This window comes from Psychrobacillus sp. FSL H8-0483 (assembly GCF_038637725.1).
Classification (GTDB): Bacteria; Bacillota; Bacilli; order Bacillales_A; family Planococcaceae; genus Psychrobacillus.
Genome location: NZ_CP152052.1, coordinates 2,502,011 through 2,519,599 on the forward strand (window position 1 = coordinate 2,502,011; position 17,589 = coordinate 2,519,599).

General features: G+C 36.3%; 16 protein-coding genes. 7 read left to right on the top strand and 9 right to left on the bottom strand.

The features are described from left to right. Positions 1-51 precede the first annotated feature (51 nt). Entirely contained in the window at positions 52-756 is a 705-nt protein-coding gene (locus tag MHB48_RS11950) for a metallophosphoesterase family protein (protein ID WP_342598289.1), read from the top strand. An 8-nt stretch (positions 757-764) separates the two neighbouring features. On the opposite strand, the gene MHB48_RS11955 is transcribed toward MHB48_RS11950, so the two are convergent. From MHB48_RS11955 to MHB48_RS11965, 3 genes are all read right to left on the bottom strand, one after another. Continuing rightward, entirely contained in the window at positions 765-899 is a 135-nt protein-coding gene (locus MHB48_RS11955) for a hypothetical protein (protein WP_342598290.1), read from the bottom strand. Between the two features lie 346 nt (positions 900-1,245). Then, on the bottom strand, positions 1,246-2,325 hold the full coding sequence (locus MHB48_RS11960; protein ID WP_342598291.1) for an LLM class flavin-dependent oxidoreductase: 1,080 nt from the start codon (positions 2,323-2,325) through the stop codon (positions 1,246-1,248). A 166-nt stretch (positions 2,326-2,491) separates the two neighbouring features. Next, complete coding sequence (locus MHB48_RS11965) at positions 2,492-3,685, bottom strand: MFS transporter (protein WP_342601370.1); 1,194 nt, start codon at positions 3,683-3,685, stop codon at positions 2,492-2,494. A 378-nt stretch (positions 3,686-4,063) separates the two neighbouring features. Here MHB48_RS11965 and MHB48_RS11970 point away from each other — a divergent pair, with 378 nt between their 5' ends. Further along, the gene (locus MHB48_RS11970; RefSeq protein WP_342598292.1) at positions 4,064-4,645 is read left to right on the top strand and encodes a TetR/AcrR family transcriptional regulator; all 582 of its coding nucleotides are present in this window, start codon (positions 4,064-4,066) and stop codon (positions 4,643-4,645) included. Between the two features lie 549 nt (positions 4,646-5,194). Here MHB48_RS11970 and MHB48_RS11975 read toward each other — a convergent pair. The 4 genes from MHB48_RS11975 to MHB48_RS11990 all read right to left on the bottom strand — a co-directional run bounded on the left by MHB48_RS11975 (position 5,195) and on the right by MHB48_RS11990 (position 9,320). After that, positions 5,195-5,767: a DinB family protein gene (locus tag MHB48_RS11975; protein WP_342598293.1), complete on the bottom strand. Its 573-nt coding sequence runs from the start codon at positions 5,765-5,767 to the stop codon at positions 5,195-5,197. A 454-nt stretch (positions 5,768-6,221) separates the two neighbouring features. Continuing rightward, positions 6,222-7,499, bottom strand: coding sequence for an MFS transporter (locus MHB48_RS11980; RefSeq protein WP_342598294.1), 1,278 nt, complete (start codon positions 7,497-7,499; stop codon positions 6,222-6,224). A gap of 66 nt (positions 7,500-7,565) precedes the next feature. Further along, entirely contained in the window at positions 7,566-8,165 is a 600-nt protein-coding gene (locus tag MHB48_RS11985; protein WP_342598295.1) for a TetR/AcrR family transcriptional regulator, read from the bottom strand. A gap of 609 nt (positions 8,166-8,774) precedes the next feature. After that, entirely contained in the window at positions 8,775-9,320 is a 546-nt protein-coding gene (locus MHB48_RS11990) for a helix-turn-helix domain-containing protein (RefSeq protein WP_342598296.1), read from the bottom strand. Between the two features lie 124 nt (positions 9,321-9,444). On the opposite strand from MHB48_RS11990, the gene MHB48_RS11995 reads away from it, so the two are divergent. From MHB48_RS11995 to MHB48_RS12015, 5 genes are read left to right on the top strand one after another with little or no spacing between them, the layout of a single operon-like run. Beyond that, entirely contained in the window at positions 9,445-9,684 is a 240-nt protein-coding gene (locus MHB48_RS11995) for a PLD nuclease N-terminal domain-containing protein (RefSeq protein WP_342601371.1), read from the top strand. Beyond that, on the top strand, positions 9,681-10,586 hold the full coding sequence (locus tag MHB48_RS12000; RefSeq protein ID WP_342598297.1) for an ABC transporter ATP-binding protein: 906 nt from the start codon (positions 9,681-9,683) through the stop codon (positions 10,584-10,586). Before MHB48_RS11995 ends, MHB48_RS12000 begins: the two co-directional genes overlap by 4 nt. After that, positions 10,583-11,371 (top strand): hypothetical protein, encoded by a 789-nt coding sequence (locus MHB48_RS12005; RefSeq protein WP_342598298.1) that lies wholly within the window; start codon positions 10,583-10,585, stop codon positions 11,369-11,371. The genes MHB48_RS12000 and MHB48_RS12005 overlap by 4 nt, the downstream gene beginning before the upstream one ends. Positions 11,372-11,388: 17 nt before the next feature. Then, complete coding sequence (locus MHB48_RS12010) at positions 11,389-12,078, top strand: ABC transporter ATP-binding protein (protein ID WP_342598299.1); 690 nt, start codon at positions 11,389-11,391, stop codon at positions 12,076-12,078. Next, positions 12,075-13,691, top strand: a complete 1,617-nt coding sequence (locus MHB48_RS12015; RefSeq protein ID WP_342598300.1) for a hypothetical protein — start codon at positions 12,075-12,077, stop codon at positions 13,689-13,691. Before MHB48_RS12010 ends, MHB48_RS12015 begins: the two co-directional genes overlap by 4 nt. 343 nt (positions 13,692-14,034) lie before the next feature. On the opposite strand, the gene MHB48_RS12020 is transcribed toward MHB48_RS12015, so the two are convergent. Beyond that, the gene (locus MHB48_RS12020; protein WP_342598301.1) at positions 14,035-14,802 is read right to left on the bottom strand and encodes an ABC transporter ATP-binding protein; all 768 of its coding nucleotides are present in this window, start codon (positions 14,800-14,802) and stop codon (positions 14,035-14,037) included. Between the two features lie 155 nt (positions 14,803-14,957). Continuing rightward, entirely contained in the window at positions 14,958-17,312 is a 2,355-nt protein-coding gene (locus MHB48_RS12025; protein WP_342598302.1) for an ABC transporter permease, read from the bottom strand. Positions 17,313-17,589: the final 277 nt, after the last annotated feature.

Consider the following 17,589-nt stretch of genomic DNA (forward strand, 5'->3'; position numbering starts at 1 on the left):
TGAGATTAGTTAATAATAGATTACATATTCAATTAGAAAGAAGCGAAATAAATGAAAAGAACTCTTGTAATAAGTGATATACACGGTGAATTAAAGAAGTTTGAACAGTTACTTGAAGAAGTAGACTACGATCCAGAAACTGACCAATTAATCTTATTAGGTGATTATGTAGATCGAGGACCTAATACAAAAGGTGTTATTGATAAGGTGATGAGTTTAAAAGAAGCCGGAGCTCTATTGCTTAAAGGTAATCATGAAGATTTGATGATAAAAGCTTTAACTACTGACATAGAAAGATCGTGGAACCACTGGATTAAATTATGTGGTGGAGATAAAACTTTATTTAGCTATGGTTTTTCAGAAATTGATATAGCCGCAAGTGAAGAAAAGTTCCAAAAACCAGAGCTACAATCATCTACACTAAATAAACACTTAGAGTTTATACAAGGATTAGAAAATTACATAGAAACATCCGATTATATTTTTGTTCACGCGGGCGTACACCCAACGACACCTATTGCTGAGACAGATCCACATATCTTAATGTGGATTCGAGACGAGTTTCATAAAGGCTATAATGGTGAAAAGATTGTGATATTTGGACATACAGAAACAAATTCTCTTCATAGGGATATCAACAATAACAATGTCTATTTTGGAAGCAATCGAATCGTCGGTATCGATGGTGGAGCTGTATACGGAGGACAATTGAATTGTTTGGAGTTGCCTAGTCAAAAAGTAATTTCAGTAAAATAAGCTCAACTTCATCGAACTAATAAATTGCTTTTATCAATAGAACTTTGCATTATTTTTAACAGAGCAGCCATATCTAACGGCAATTCTTGAGGAGTTAGTTGAAGAAAAAATATGAGCTGTCTAAACAGCTCAATGATCTTCAAGTAAAGCACCCCTTAGCCTCCATGCAGCACAAAATAGTGCTGCACCACAGAGTATGCTTAAGAGAGTCAATACTAATAATCCACCGAAATCATAGACTTATTAATGTACGCGCTCCTTTTTTTAAACGATTAAGCTGGGGTCTTCTTAAGTATTGTCATTTTTCTTTTCTTGAAGAAATTAATTTTCATGGTAGTTGAAGAACTGTTCCATTTAAAGTGGATGGTGCTTGAGTTAGCAATAAATTATTAAGTACTAGGTACTCAATGAATTTAAATTGGTAAGAATTCTCTTCAATTGTTTGCAATAACTGAAACAAAATCTATCATCTCAATTTAGTATGAGGCCTTATGAATCTAACTTGAATGATGATATATTTTCTGTCTCAGCATCCCACTTGGTTATTTCCTCTCGAACCCGTGGTGCTACCTCTGTTCCTAGCAGTTCAATAGCTCTCATCACTTGGTCATGCGGCATAGTGCTTAACGGTACATACATCATAAAGCGTGTGATGCCTACATTTTTACGAAGGTGAATGATCTTTTGAGCAACAGTTTCTGGATCGCCAACATACAGTGCACCTTCAAAACTGCGAGCGGCATCGAAGTTAGAACGGTCATAATGCGCCCACCCCCGCTCTTTGCCGAGTTTATTCATGCCTGCCTGGGTAGATGGGAAAAACATATCTGCTGCTTTTTCAGTATTCTCTGCAATAAATCCTATCGAATGCGATCCAACCTTAAGCCGTGATTCGTCGTGACCAGCATGCGCTGCTGCTTTCTTATAAAGCTGCACGAGCGGTTCAAACTGTATCGGGTTTCCACCAATAATCGCCAGCATCAGTGGCAGTCCTAGCAAACCAGCACGGATAGCTGACTCCTGATTTCCTCCGCTGCCAATCCATATCGGTAAAGGATTTTGAACGGGCCGTGGATATATTCCCAAATTGTTAATCGCTGCTCGATGCCTACCTTTCCAAGTTACTTTTTCGGCCTCACGTAATTTAAGGAGCAATTCCAAATGTTCTTCAAACAGCTCATCATAGTCATTCAAGTTATAGCCAAACAATGGAAAAGATTCAATAAATGAACCCCTGCCCGCCATAATCTCCGCACGCCCATTTGAAATGCCATCCAACGTAGAAAAATCCTGAAAAACGCGCACCGGATCAGCTGAAGAAAGCACCGTAACTGCACTAGTCAGCCGAATCCGTTTCGTCAGCGAAGCGGCTGCAGACATCACAACTGCTGGTGAAGAGGCCGCATAATCTTCCCGATGATGCTCACCTATGCCAAACACATCAAGTCCCACCTGATCAGCAAGAACAATTTCCTCTATCACTTCACGCAATCGTTGTGCGTGACTCATCACTTCTCCAGTCTGAATATCTGGCTTAGTTTCTACAAATGAAGTAATACCTATTTCCATGTACAATCCTCTCCTATTTCAAATTTTTCTCCGCCACAGCTTTGAAAGCAACAAATTACAATATCAGATCTCTATTCTGTACTAGTATTCATTTCTTCTAAAACTGGTTGCTGTGTAGCTCATATTCGTGATGTTGAATCTGGATATGATAAGACACAGCTTATTTTTATGCGGAAGCCGTATCGCGCCTAGTCATTGCCCAAAATAGAAGAGCTAAAGCACTAACTGACGCCCCGAGAAAGCATACTCCTTCCCAACCATAATTCGCATACATTTGGGTAGAAGCAATTGAACCGCTTGCACTACCGATAGAATAAAACACCATGTACCCGGCAGTTAGCCGACTACGTGCCTCCGGTCGCAATGGAAGAATCATAGTTTGATTAGTAACATGTATGGCTTGTACAGCCAAGTCAAGCAGAACAATACCTATAACTAATGCGAATAGAGACTGCTCTGTATAGCTGATGAAAAACCATGAAATCAACAATAGAATCAAAGAAATGCCCGTCGTTCTCTGTCCGTAACCCCGATCAGCTAGCTTCCCTGCTCGAGCTGCAGATAAAGCCCCAGCCACTCCTACAAGACCAAGTGCTCCAATTGCACTATGCGAAAGAGAAAATGGCGGAGTGCTAAGGGGCAGTACGAGTGAAGTCCACAAAATGCTGAAATCAGCAAAAATCAGCAGGGCAAGAACAGAGCGGATGCGCAAAATCCGTTCTTGTTTAAACAATATAAGCACCGATCTAAGCAACTTAGGATAGGACAATGACTTTACCTCTCGCTCAACATTGGGCAATACCCTAAAAAACATACAAACCATAAAAAGCATTAGCGCAGCAGAGACTAGATATACGGAACGCCAACCCGCAACATCCGTTAATATTCCTGCAAAGGACCGCGCAAGAAGTATGCCGATTACAATCCCGCTTGTTACAAAACCAACGACACGTCCTCGTTCGGCAGGAGCAGCCATAGATGCTGCGAACGCCACAAGAGTCTGAGTTACGACCCCAAGAAGCCCCACTAAAGCCATTCCTGCAAATAGTATCGTGCTGGTGGAAGCAGTACCAACTATAACCAAGACTATTATGGATAGTAACATCTGGCCGATAATCAAGAAGCGCTGGTTCAGCAAATCACCAAGAGGCACTAACAGCAGCAATCCTAATCCATAAAAGATTTGAGTGATGGTAATAACAATTCCAATGATGGAATGGTCGATACCGAACTCACTCGACAGCTGATCTAGTAGCGGCTGTGCGAAGTAGATGTTGGCGACTGACATCCCACAGGCAGCCGCAAATAATAATGACACTTTACGAGACATAGAAGAGACACGGACTGAATCAGATGAGATAAATGCTCCCCGAGTCGAATTCGCTTTTATCTCTGCATTGACTGCTATTTTTTCTTTAATTTCCTCCAATCTGTACACCCCTTTTTTCCATTATTTTTGGATACGGAGAAATATAACGTACCGAACAGTATGTTATATTGCTTGGTAAATATAACTCACAGAAACTAATTCTGTCAACGTACAAATTATATTTCGGGTAATCACGTCTTTGTATTTGGAAATCCCATGTTAGGTATAACTGGCCTACATTTGACAATATTAAGTGAAAAATATATATTTATAATATACTGTTCAGTACGTAATTAAAGGCAATTGGCAGTTTCATATGATAGATATATTTAAACATAAAAAAATCAAGAGTAACGAGAGGTTTTGACTATGGGACGAACCCGCGAATTTGACGAAGAAAGAGTATTAGATGCAGCTATGCAACTATTCTGGGAGAAGGGATATGAAGCAACCTCATTAAGTGATTTAACTTCCAGAATGGGAATTCAACGACCCAGTATTTACTCTACCTTTGGTGGTAAAAAAGATTTGTTCGAAGCCGCACTACGCAAATACACGATGTCCCGTGCTTCTGAAATCCGAAGCAGACTTCAAAACTTTCCATCAGTAAAGGAAGCATTTTGCACTTTTTTTGAAGAAGTGGTTGCTGAGGAATACACAGAAAGTTGCAGTAAAGGATGCTTTTGCATTAATACAATGGTCGAACTTGCGCCTCATGATGAGAAATTTGAAATTCTTACAAGGGAACATCAAATGTACCTTTCAATCATATTTCAAGAAACCATTGAACGAGGTATACAATCAGGTGAACTCGCGACCGATGTAAACGCGAAGGCATTAGCACAGGCGCTAATCGTATCGTTAATTGGACTAACCGTAATAATGAAATCTCGTCCAAAACGATCATTTGTTGATAATGCAATAAAAGAGATACTTACATTGCTTAATTAGCTCGGAATGCTTCAATTTTATTTGTCTGGTTATATGAATCAAAAATTTTAAATTCTTCTAAAATTTCTAATTTCATTCTCCTTCTCTAATTCAAATGTAAACGAAAAAACTCCCTCTTGAAAAAGAGAGAGTTTTTCTTTACATCATGGATTTTCTTACTTGTCGAAGTCCATTTAGCTGTTACTTCACCGCCGATTGGCAGTTTGATATAGCCTTTTTTTATCCTGCCCCGATAGCTCAAGGAAAAAGGCTTATCCCCTTCTAGAAGTAAAGCACCCGTTAGCCACCCGTAAAGCCTCTCTTCACCACAGAATATGATGTTCCCTTTCCTTTTTCACTTTTTATCTCTATATCCCCGTTTAATTCATTAATACCATATGCAATCATAGTGCCGAGCCCAGTCCTCGAACTATTCACGTACAACTTTACTTTTACCTTCGTCTGCCGTTCTCTAAATTAACTGCTACATTATACATATATGGATAGGTACCTGCTTTTGATTTTAAAACAACAATTTTAGTGCAGAATAATGAGACATTGAATTGTTACTTATTCATTGTCTGTTTTTTCAATCAAGGATTCAAGATTGTTTTGAATGATTCTAATATGATGAGCTTCATGTATTGCTAATAGTTGAATCGCTTGAATAAGATTAGGATTATTTGCTACAGGATCCAAAAAAATAATATGTCCAGCAATGTCTTCATCAATATCCTCTACTATTTTTGATACTTTTAAAGTCTCCTTGATTAGAAGTTGATTTAATTCGTTATAGTCCATTGTATTATAAATTTTTTTCGGTGGATTCAAAATAAAAGGAGCTTTCATACCTTTCCTATGTTTTTCCTTGTACTCCTTATAAATATCATTTATATCAGAATCAAATGGTTTGTTTCTCATCATTCGAGCAAATAACTTTGTACATGGAATGGTAATAATTGCTGCAACTCTCAGCATTTTTGTAATTAAATATAAGTGATAAATCGTTTCCCCAATAGACCATTTATTTTCTTTAGGTCTTTCCCATAATTGGACTTTTGTTAATGATTTGAGTGTCGGATAAAGTATTTCTCTTTGTTGTTTAAGTGTTGTAAAGTGTTGTTTCATACTTTGAGATTTCATAGTAAACCTCCGTTTTTCCGAATTCTGACATCATACTAACCTTTTCTGATAGTTTAATTTCATTTCTTCACAATCTCACCTAAATCTTAACATAACTATCCATATTTCTTTAAAGATGTTGTTCAATTCAGCCCTCTCGATTTACTAACATTATGGAGCTCAATCCCTTCAACCATTTGGCTTTCGGCCCGCCACCTATCTGTCTACGCTTAAAGACTAATGTTACCATTAGCCCTCCAAGACTCGCTACGAGTGAATGGCTAGTGCTTTCTCGACGGGAATTCCACCCGCTATATGATACGACCTAGGCTCGGCCGCACAAGCACTCGCTAGTTGAACAAGAATTTTTTTCTATTTATCTCTCTTCTGCAATTCAATCTCGGGATACTCAAATTGTTTGTATTAAGTCTTCCTCAAAAGTGTCGTAAACTGCATTTCTATCATCATTTTATAGTCAGCCTATTTCCGCTTTATTTATATGTTGCGACGTTGCTTCTGTTTTCGTCAACCTCCAAAATATAATGAAAGTTGCGATTCCCATTAGTACAAATACAGCTGTTAGGAAAAATGATGGTACCCTTCCATACAAAAAGATGAATAAACCGGCCATGAGTGACCCTCCCATCGACAAAAGCCCGTATACTGCCATATATGAACTTCTTGCATGATCCGGAACCATGTTCGCCAACAGAGCTTGCTTGACAGGTATATTCATCAATTCTCCCAAAGTAGCAATAAACATTGCCAAAATAAGCACGATTGGAACACTGTTAAAACTGATGACAGCATAGCCGCAGAAGAATAGAACTATTCCTCCAAGTAAAACCGAACGGTCCTTTAATCGTTTCAACAAAAATGAAACAACTACTGTTAAGCACACTACTAAAATAGTGTTTTCAGCTTTCAGAATACCGACTAAATTAAATCCATCGACTTCCACATCTAGAAAGGGCAGTAAAGGAATTTGTTTTGGTAAATCTTCCGTTAGCCTTAAGCCAATAAAGCTGGTTAGCTGTTCTTCAACAGCTATAATTAATAGATTTGCCAATGCTAAAGCTCCAAAGCGATAATCCTTTATAACTACCATGTAAACCTTACTAACCTCAAATAAAGACCCTTTTGATCTTTTTTTCTCTGGTTCCACTTTAGATTGAGCCACTTCATAATGATCTTCAATAAAGAAAATCGTTATTATTAATGTAAGAAATGCAATCATACTCATTCCTAAGAAGAGATAAAAATAATAATCCTCGAATAAAAATGCGCCAATTAATCCACCAATGGCACCCGCCAAGTTATTAAGCCAATATGAAAATGTATAGACTGCTCTACGATTCTCAGGATTGCTTTCATCGATAATAAGGGCTGAATAGGCGGGACTTGCCATACCTGAACATACAAATATAAAAAGAAACAAAATGAACGTCATATATGGTTCATTCAGCCAGCTTGAATTCATAATTGTTACCAATGCATAACCAATTGAGACAATCAACTCGGCCCTGACTATCACTTTTTTTCTCCCTATGAAATCCGAAAGATAACCGCCAGCTATCGAACCAAGGATGTTTGCCCCCATAACCCCTAAAAACATAAACCCTGTAATTGTCGTTCCTAATTGTCCTGAAAAGAAAATAATGATATATGGAAGGATACTCATTGACCCAATTGTGCCGAAAAATTGAAGTACAAGCCTTACTTGAATCGTTTTACTGAATGACAGGAAATTCATTCATACACCCCTTTTTGATTGATTAATCAATCATTTTTAATTTAAAATAATTGACCAGCAGCTTATTTAGCGAGCCGGTCCAAATAAATTCAAAGCAAAAGGAACAAATTGCTCCCAGATCTCATGATCAAAATTATCTATTCGCATCAATCTCAATCCAAGCAATAAACTCATATAAGCGTATGCCGCGTACATCGAGTCAGTTTGAATTAATTGACCTTTCAACTGGCCTTTTTCAATAAGTTTTGAGAGCTTGAGGCAGAAAGCATCATGGAAGCGATTTAACTCCTCAAACTGCTCTGTAAAGTGGGAATGGTGTCCTATGACTTGAACCACCAAACTTAAATAAGTGCTTAACTTCGCAAACAATTTGATATGAGTCTTAACAATCCGTTCAAGTTCAGCAAGCGGATCTTCCGCTTCAGGGTCAAAATTCATCATCACATCTGTTATTTGCCCTAAAGGCTCAATCACAGCACAGTGGAACAGTTCTTCTTTTGTAGAAAAGTAAGTGAATACACTACCGAAGCTGATACCGGATGCCTTAGCCACCTTTGCAATCGTTGTATCATTGTAGCCGTGCTCCGAGAAAAGCTCTATTGCTTCATCCAATATTCTTTGTCGTTTTGCCTTCATCTTCTGTTGTTGGGAATTGGAAGCTGTCATTTACATAACTCCTTTATGCATATGATTGATTGATTGATTAATCAATCATTATTTTATAATTAAACGACTATTTTGTAAACTGAAAATATTTATATTCATCATTTTTTGTTCTATTTTAGTTGATCAATAAAAAAAAGAGCTTCAGTAGCAACTCAATGATCTTCCACCAAACCAGCTAATAGGATATCAATACAATAAGAAAAAAGAGCTGCCTAAGCAACCCTATGATCTTTAACTAAAGTACCACTTGAATAACATTTTACATATTTGAGGTACTCATTTATATAATGAATTTTAAATGCCTTTCATCCCTTGAATCCCCAATCTTATAACGTATAACAGCAAGCATTGCACGAAATGCTTCCGAGTCATTAAATTACCCTATGCCTTTAAAGAGTAAAAGAAGGCCCCTTCATGTTTGGTTGAGAGGTCTTCTTAACTATTGAATGTCTGAGTAATTTGTGGGTACCAGGTTCTCGCAACTTTCATTGTCTCAATCATACAAGGTTTATCTGAGGTTTTTACGTAAAAGCTATTGTATTTGATTATACAACTAGCCACTATAAATTTTTTTTACCTCTTAACTTCCTTACATACTTTGATGCTGCGTCAGGTGTCTGGAATAATTGTAACCGCAATTGTTCGCACGGGGATATCTTTTCCGTCTTGGCTGCTTGTAGAAAGGTAGTATTTAGTCAAGATTTCTTTTAATTCATTTTGAAAATTCAAGAAGTCTTCATCATTCATTTTTAATTCGACTAAAGAAAACGCTGCTCCATCATGAGAAAGGTTCGTTTCCTCTATTTTTTTTAAATAGTTTTGATATTGAGTCATTAGTGATAATTGATAAAAAGATACAAAATCAAGTTTTTCTTGTTGAGAAGCTTGATTCCATTCACCTTGGTCAAGTTTTAGCTCTTCTTCATTTAATACATAATATTTCTCGGAAACGGATTTTACCTTCTTTTCTTTTATTACACGAATGATCTCGGAGTCCAATAACACTTGTATATGTCTGTAGAGAGTTGCTTGAGGCACATCTTTAATGATTTTAACCATTTCCAACGGTGTTAATCCATTTTCTTTATTCCTTAATAGTGCTTGAGAAATTTTCATTCGTACTGGATGCATTAGAACTTCAACTTTATTTAACATACTATCTCCTCTTTTGTCTCATTCTTATTCTCATTATAAAGAATAAGAATAACTAGTGCAAAATATAAAACTTCATGTTATCATTATCAATAATGAAAATGAAATTATTAAAGGAGTTGGGATTATGCGATTGCATTTTGGAATAAACGATTTAAAAGACTTTGATTTAATGTCGTTCCTACCTATTGTGCTTCCAGTTATTTTAGTTGGGTTTACACTTGCCTTGATTGCATTAATTGATTTGTACCGAAATAAAAAAAGAAGGAAAAATGTACTCATGTGGACGCTACTTATCATTTTAGGCAATACACTTGGGCCCATTTTGTATCTTGTTATAGGAAGAAAGGATAGTGAGCGAGTTTGAAGTTAGAAATTAGAAATGTAAAGAAAACTTTTAAAAACAAAACTGCCGTTGACAACTTCTCCATGGAGCTCAAATCAGGAGATTGTGTCGGATTAATCGGACCCAATGGAGCTGGGAAATCGACGCTCATTAAAATGATCTCGGATATTATTAATCCGGACACTGGTGAAATTCTATTAAACGGAAAAAAGATTTCTTCGATGAAAAAAGAAATTGGGTACTTACCACAGTATCCAAACTTTTTTCACTGGATGACTGCCAAAGAGACACTTATGTTTATGGGAAAACTTTCGGGACTACAAAGAAGTGAATTAACAAGTTCTATTCCAAACATTTTAAAAAAAGTTGGATTAAGCGGAGAGGAAGACTCGAAAGTCGGCACATTTTCAGGTGGCATGAAACAGCGACTTGGAATTGCTCAAACTTTACTACATAAGCCTTCCCTCATTATTATGGATGAACCTGTCTCAGCCTTAGACCCCATTGGTAGAAGAGAAGTATTAAACCTTATTCAAGAAATAAAAAAGGAAACGACCATTCTATTATCAACTCACATTTTAGGTGATGCACAAGAAATCTGTGAGCGATTTATAGTTATTAAAAATGGACTGAAAATAGAGGACACATCGATCACTGAACTCCTTCAAAGAAATAGTGACAATAAATTAAGTATAGAAATTACAGAAAGAGATCAAAAATGGATTGGCATTATAAAGGAACTACCTTACGTGAAAGACATAGAAGTCATTGGGAATAAGGTAAAGGTGAAAGTTGAAAACCTAGAAACTAACAAAAACTTACTACTAGGTCATGCACTGAAGCATGATGTAGATATCGTAAAGTTTGAAGTCGGAAACGATACATTAGAAGAAATTTTCTTAAAGTTGGTGGTGGAGAAATGAGAAGCTTTATAGTCTTGATGAACAAAGAATTTATCCAAATGGTACGAGATTTCAAAATTGTATGGCTCCCGCTGGTATTTATCTTATTAGGAATTACTCAGCCTGTAATGACGTATTACTTGCCCACCATATTAGAAGCTTTGGGAAGTGGTCAAGGCATTACAATTGATCCAAGTATGACAGCTCAACAAGGAGGAGAGATATTAGCCGGCACGTTAGGTGCTCAATTTGATCAGCTTGGAATTATGATTATCGCAATCTCTTTGATGGGAATCATCCAAACCGATAAAGCTAACGGAATGTTGGCCTTTATATTAACTAGACCTGTAGCTGTTCGTTCATACGTGGGAAGTAAAATTGCTTCTAACTATTTTTTTACAGGATTTAGTATTGCTATTGGATACTTTGCATCCTATCTATACGTTAATTTTCTATTCTCAAATGTTCCTGTTCCCGATATGCTCACAGCCCTATTGTTTTATCTTGTATGGGTTCTTTTTATAGTTTCGTTCACAACGATGATTAGCACTCTTATCAATAGTCCAGGGCTTATCGCATTAATCTCCATTGCTTTTTTAATTGGTTGCAGAGTTATCGTTGGCTTGAATTCAATGATAGATATAGTAAATCCCGCCAGTATGAGTAAACATGCAATGGAAGTGCTCATAACAGGATCTGTAAATCCAAACGCATTAGGCAATCTAGTAGTGACGTTTCTTTGTGTCTCATTGGCAATCTTTGTAACAAACTATTGGATTTCGAATAAAAAATTCAGTAACGAATGATAGGAGGATGAAGATCGTTGTTAAGCATCAATTCATTGGAGAAAAGTTTCGGTAAGAAAATTTTAAACGGAATTCAATTAGATATTAAAAAAGGTGAAATTCTCGGTTTTGTTGGTGCTAACGGTGCAGGAAAAACAACGACCTTAAACATTATTACAAGTATTCTAGAATCTGATTCAGGAACCGTAGAGATTAATGGGTTAACAAAAGAAGACGGACTTGATTATAAAAAACAGTTTTTCTTTATACCCGATACTCTCGATGTATTTAAAAATATTACAGGGTACGATTGGATACTTTTTTTAATGAAACTATATGATAGTGAAGATGTAGAAAGATTAAAAGAGTATATTAAGCAATTTAGTATGGAAGAAGTCATCTCCAATCCAATGGGCACGTACTCTTTTGGGATGATGCACAAAGTGGCTTTAATCGCAGCGTTTGCTATTAATCCACCAATTATTATTATGGATGAACCCTTAAACGGTCTGGATCCCAATGCTGTTGTTATATTTAAAGAATCCCTTAAAAAATATGTAGCAGAAGGCGGTACGATCTTTTTCTCTACACACTTACTCGATGTGGTGGAGAAAATTTGTACGACAGTTGCCATTTTGAAGGAAGGCAAAATAATTCTACATGACGAAATAAAAAATGTAATTGGTGAGTATACTTTGGAATCCATTTTCATGGAGAAACATATATGAAAATTCAATTTCAATTAACCAAATTTCTTTTTTCAACCTTCTATAGAAAACAAACGCAACCAATGATGCAAGTTGTCTTAATCATTGCCTGCTTCTACCTATTCATACAGCTCACGATTATAAATGCGTTTGTTTTTTTCCTTGGAAGCACACAAGATTTACTGCTTTATAATTTACTAATATCTAACATTCTCGTCTTTGCGTTAATATGTTATTTATCCATTTCAACGGTTTTTAATTATTACGAATTTAATGCGTTGGGATCGTTACCATTATCCTATGAAAAAATTGCTTCTGCAAAATTGATAAGTAGCTTGTGTGTACCTTTAGGAATAACAATGCTTCTTCAACTACCCACCCTTTTATTTCTAATATTGGATGGAAAGTACTTCATAGCAACCAAACTGCTCATGGTTTTACCTATTATAAATGTATTTACCGCCTTGATGATGCTATTTGTTTTATCACTTATTAACCGATACAGATATCGCTTTAAAAATAAACTCACCTATTTAATCTTGAATACTTTTACTGTTCTTTTGATGATTGCCGTGGTAATTGCTTACTTTATGAGCAAGTCTACACTCAACATAACCGAGTTATTTTCGCAAATTGATTTATCATCCTTAACTAAATGTAAAGAGACACTCGTTCTCCTATTGAATTATTCACAAGAAACCTTCCAGGGAATGCCTATGATCAATTTAATAATCTTAACTTTTATGTCTGAAAAAATAACCATTTCCTTTTTGTTATTAGTTGTATTCATTTTGGTTATTAGTACGTTACTGTATCACTTAATTAAGAGAAACATTTCAAAGAACTACTTAAAAAACGGGGCTTCGGACAACAATCAAGCGAATACAAAGAAATCCAAAGCATATATAGCGAAAGGTCATTGGCGTAATTATCTACAAAGAGAGTTGTGGGTGATTAACTCCGACGCTTATTTTAAAATGCAAGTCGTCCTAACGATTTTATTACCATCTGTTATTTCTTTTATTTTTCTAGTCGCTATACAAAATGGGGTCATTCCTGATAATTTAAACATTACTAAAAAAGGAATCTTCGATAAATATTTTTCATATTTGGTTTTATTTTTGTGCTGTATCAACAATATTAGCGGTACACCCTATTCCAGAGAAGGTAAATATCATTTTTTGATAAAAAGTTTGCCATTTGATCATTATATCTTGTATTTATCAAAAGTAGGTTTCGCCTCCTTTTTGAATATAATAGCTGTTTTAATTAGCTTCTTAATTTATGCACTTTTTGGCTATTGGAACATGGAGTCGATGGTGATATTGCTCGTTATTACTTGCTTAGTTATTTGTTATAACTTACTTACTCCGTTATTTGATATGAAAAACCCAAGCACAGATTGGACTACCCCCTCTCAAGCTATCAAGTCCAATCCAAACGTTTTGGTGAGTCTTTTATTCGGTATGCCTATTCCGGTAATTATCACAGCTATCCATTTTACGTTGCTGTGGTCTGGCGTCAGTCCCCTTGGATCCAGCTGTATCGTTTTGTCCATAACACTTGTGACAACGATGGTGTTGTTCATTTTGATAACGAATTCTATCAGAAACGGTCCATTTGTACGTTTATGAAAATCTATACTAGAGCAGGAGAAAGTTTCATAAAGCATTACAAAAGAAAAAGGCTTCTCAAAAGTTTGGTAGTGGTGGGTACCAGGTTCTCACACAACTTGAACACTATTTTTAATAGTTTAATATCTGGTACACGCCACTACCCACATTTCATCAATACATAATGCTTCGTGTCTTAGTCTTCGCATGAGCTTATAAATATCTAAACACTAAGAAAAGAAGATCTCTCTCCAAGTTCATGTTTGGATGAGAGATCTTCTTAACTATTGAATGTCTTTAAATTTCCCTTTCAAACTTACCAAATAATTTCCCATATGAACTTTATGCGAACACCAATGAAAAATTAGAATCCATTTTCCACTAACCATTTCATAATGCTTTCTTCTCTTTTCTTCATATCGTCATGCTGCGCATCGTATTTACTCATTTTCTTCTGTGCAACAAGATTTCCATCTACCATAAACAATACTCTTTCGGTTTTTGCTGCCACCTTAGCATCATGCGTAACGAGCATTACGGTTGTCCCTTTTTTATTAATCCCTGCAAGAATTGACATAATCTCTTCTGTCGATTTGGAATCTAATGCTCCGGTCGGTTCGTCTCCAAATATGATATCCGGATCATTTATCAATGCTCTGCAGATGCCGACTCTCTGCAGCTGTCCACCAGATGCCTGAGTGATATTATTATCTGCAAGCTTTTCAATTCCTGTCATTTTAAGCAGTTTTTCTGCTTTTTGATATACTGCATTTTTATCCGCATCTTTTGATACAAGAGCAGGAAACATAACATTGTCAATCAATGACAGATTCTTTAATAGATTAATATCCTGAAAGATAAATCCCATGTGATTCAGTCGAATCTTTGCCAACTCTTCTTCTTTAAGACTGCCGATTTCACTGCCATTAAATTTCACACTACCAGAAGTAATTCTATCCATTCCGCTTATATTATATAGGAGTGTTGATTTTCCGCTTCCGGATGGACCCATAATCGAAACGAATTCACCTTTTTCTATCTCCAAGTTTACATCCTTTAAGATATGAAGCTCATTTTCTTGCCCTAATTCTACTTTTTTGTTCATACTTCTTGCTTCTAATATAATGCTCATATATATTCCTCCAATGTCAAACATATATCCACAGAGGCATCCCGGAATGCCTTACTTTTCAGAAATCTGCATGCTTATCTGTTTCGGTGCCTTTACGCTGGAGGCTTCTTCCATCTCGGGGATACGCCCTCCTGCCTGGACCTTTCTCAACCGTTCTAACTTCTTAAAACTACAGATAAATCATCTTCTCCTGTTACCTTACAGCACACAGAAATAGTAATTCCAACGACTACAATCAATGCTAACGGACATAGCAGCCAAGTCTGCCATACAACATTAACTAATTCAATTTTTGCGGCTCCCATAGAGGACATTGCCATACTTACAAGAAATTCCCCTAGAAAATTCGCAGCCAGCACTCCAACTATGATTCCCAAAATCAGTACCATCATAGTTCCTGCCATATATTGATGTTTAATATTTTTAGAAGTTAATCCCATACTTCGCATGATTGCAATCTGAGACATATCCTTTGATAATAGCATCCGAAGGAATAATGCAGTTATCAAAACGGCAATAATCACTGCTATTGCGATTCCACCTATAACAATCAGGCTCATCTGATCAATGATATTTCCAAGAGTCTGCACTGTATACTCTTTGATATCATTTACCTGCGCAGAATCATAGGTATTCTGATAGTAGTCCATTTTCTCACGAACATCGACGCTTTGAGCCACATCCATGCTCACAATATACCAAAGAACGGAATCTTCATTTAAACCTAGACCGGAAGGCGCCTTTGCTGTTTTCCCACCATTTGTAATATCTTGATAAATACCAGTTACTTTCAAAGTCTTTTCTGCCCCGGCAACTTTTAATACTACTTCATCTCCCACTTTCTTGTTTAATCCATCTTTTGACGTATTGGCAAAGGAAAGTGAGATTTCCCCTTCAGCCTGTGGTGCTCTCCCTTCGAGATATTTTAATGGAAATACGGAAAAATCTCCGATTTCAATATTAATATAGTCCCAGGAATCTTCCGCATTTTTAACCTGATAGGAACTTGTGATGTAAGCGGCATACTTTTCAAAATCCGAATCATTCTTCAGTTCTTCCTGCAGCTTTTTAAAATCTTCTGTAATTGTATCTGTCTTTCGAAGATCGATTCGCATGTCGGATTTTCCTATTCCCATGTAAGTGGAAAATTCCGATGAATTCATGGTGTTAAAAATATTTATAGGAAGTATTACAATAAACGTACATATGATAAAAATAAAGAACAGTAGCCTGTATAATTTGAATCGTTTCCATACATCCCTAAGTCCCATATAAATATTGGTGCTGAAAAATTTGTTCTTAAGCAGTGGAAAACTATATTTTCGGTTCTTTCCACGCTCCATGATATCTGAACGTAATGCTTCCACCGCAGAAATCTTATCGATTCCTTTCAGTACTTTCTGGCAGTACATCATAATCAAGAAATATACCAATAAGGGAGCTATAAGAGATAGTATATATTTTAAGTTTCCTGATAAATCCGAAGAAATGTAAAGTCTCATATTACCGATTAACAGATTTACCACTGCAAAGGAAAGCAGATAGCCTATTATACCGGCTGCTACTGACATGACTCTGTATTTATTAAGATATACCTTCTTTATATCTTTTTTGGATATTCCTATCGCTTTCATCACACCGATTTCTCTTAAATCTTCATCAATCGTTGCCAAGAACGTAAGTCTGATACAGAGCATAGCTATAATAATCAGGAGAATACTGATAAGTATAATGACCATTGCGACTGCCACATCTGACATGACATTAAACATCAGAAATATCTTTCCTCCGACTGTAGGACCATTTGCAGGAAGACCTCCTTCGATATATGCAGTCTGAACAGCCTGAGAGTCCCCGTTTTCATGCAGTTTGAATTCGATCATATATTCCAGTTCCCCGGCCTGCTTTAAAAACATTGCATTATAGTCTGCCTGATTAATTACAAACCGTTTCGAAGAAGTAAGAGAAGAGTTCATCTCATAATCTCTTGCATAATCTGAAATGACAAACTCATTCTCATACTCTCCGCTTTTCACCGTAATCGTATCACCTATTTTTAAGTCATATTGTTGCATGAAATAGATGGGAACCGCCACTTCCCTTTCCTTTACATCCAGTTTTTCATTATCTAAGTCCAATATAAAGTCAAATTTTTTATTCTGTACAACAAATGAAATATCCTGTACAGTTCCAGCCATCGTTTGATTATTGCCGAAATGAATATTACTTCCATCCAAAGTCAGAAGAACCATTGTCTCTTGCATCGCTATATTCTCACGCTGTGCTTCTGTAAATCTATCTATTTCTGCCTGATCAAATTCTCCAGAATGCATCTGCGTTATGTCAGCTGGTACTGCACGTTCCTGCAGGTCCGACATCGACTGAATCAGATTGGCAATGTTATTTATTGCACTAGCAGCCAAAATAACTGCCATAGTGATAAATGCAAACACTGTCACAGTTATGATTTTCTTCCTGTAAAAATCATTCTTAACAATTTTTAAAAACAAATTTTTTCCTCCTTCCTATAAAGATAAAATTTTGGGTTTCTTAGTAGACTTGACCCGAATAATTATTGTAAGTACAAAAGTAATCATACAGAATGGCATTTATTGGGTTAACCAGCTTGAGACTAATTATTTACTAAGCCTGCAGACCTATTTTATTAAGTTGTTTGACTGAAGAGCACAGAGTGAGCCCTTATTTAAATCGTGCAACATAGTGTAGCCTATTCAACTAACCTGCTTTTAGGTTAATACCCAATACATCTTTCCTTTAACCAAACAT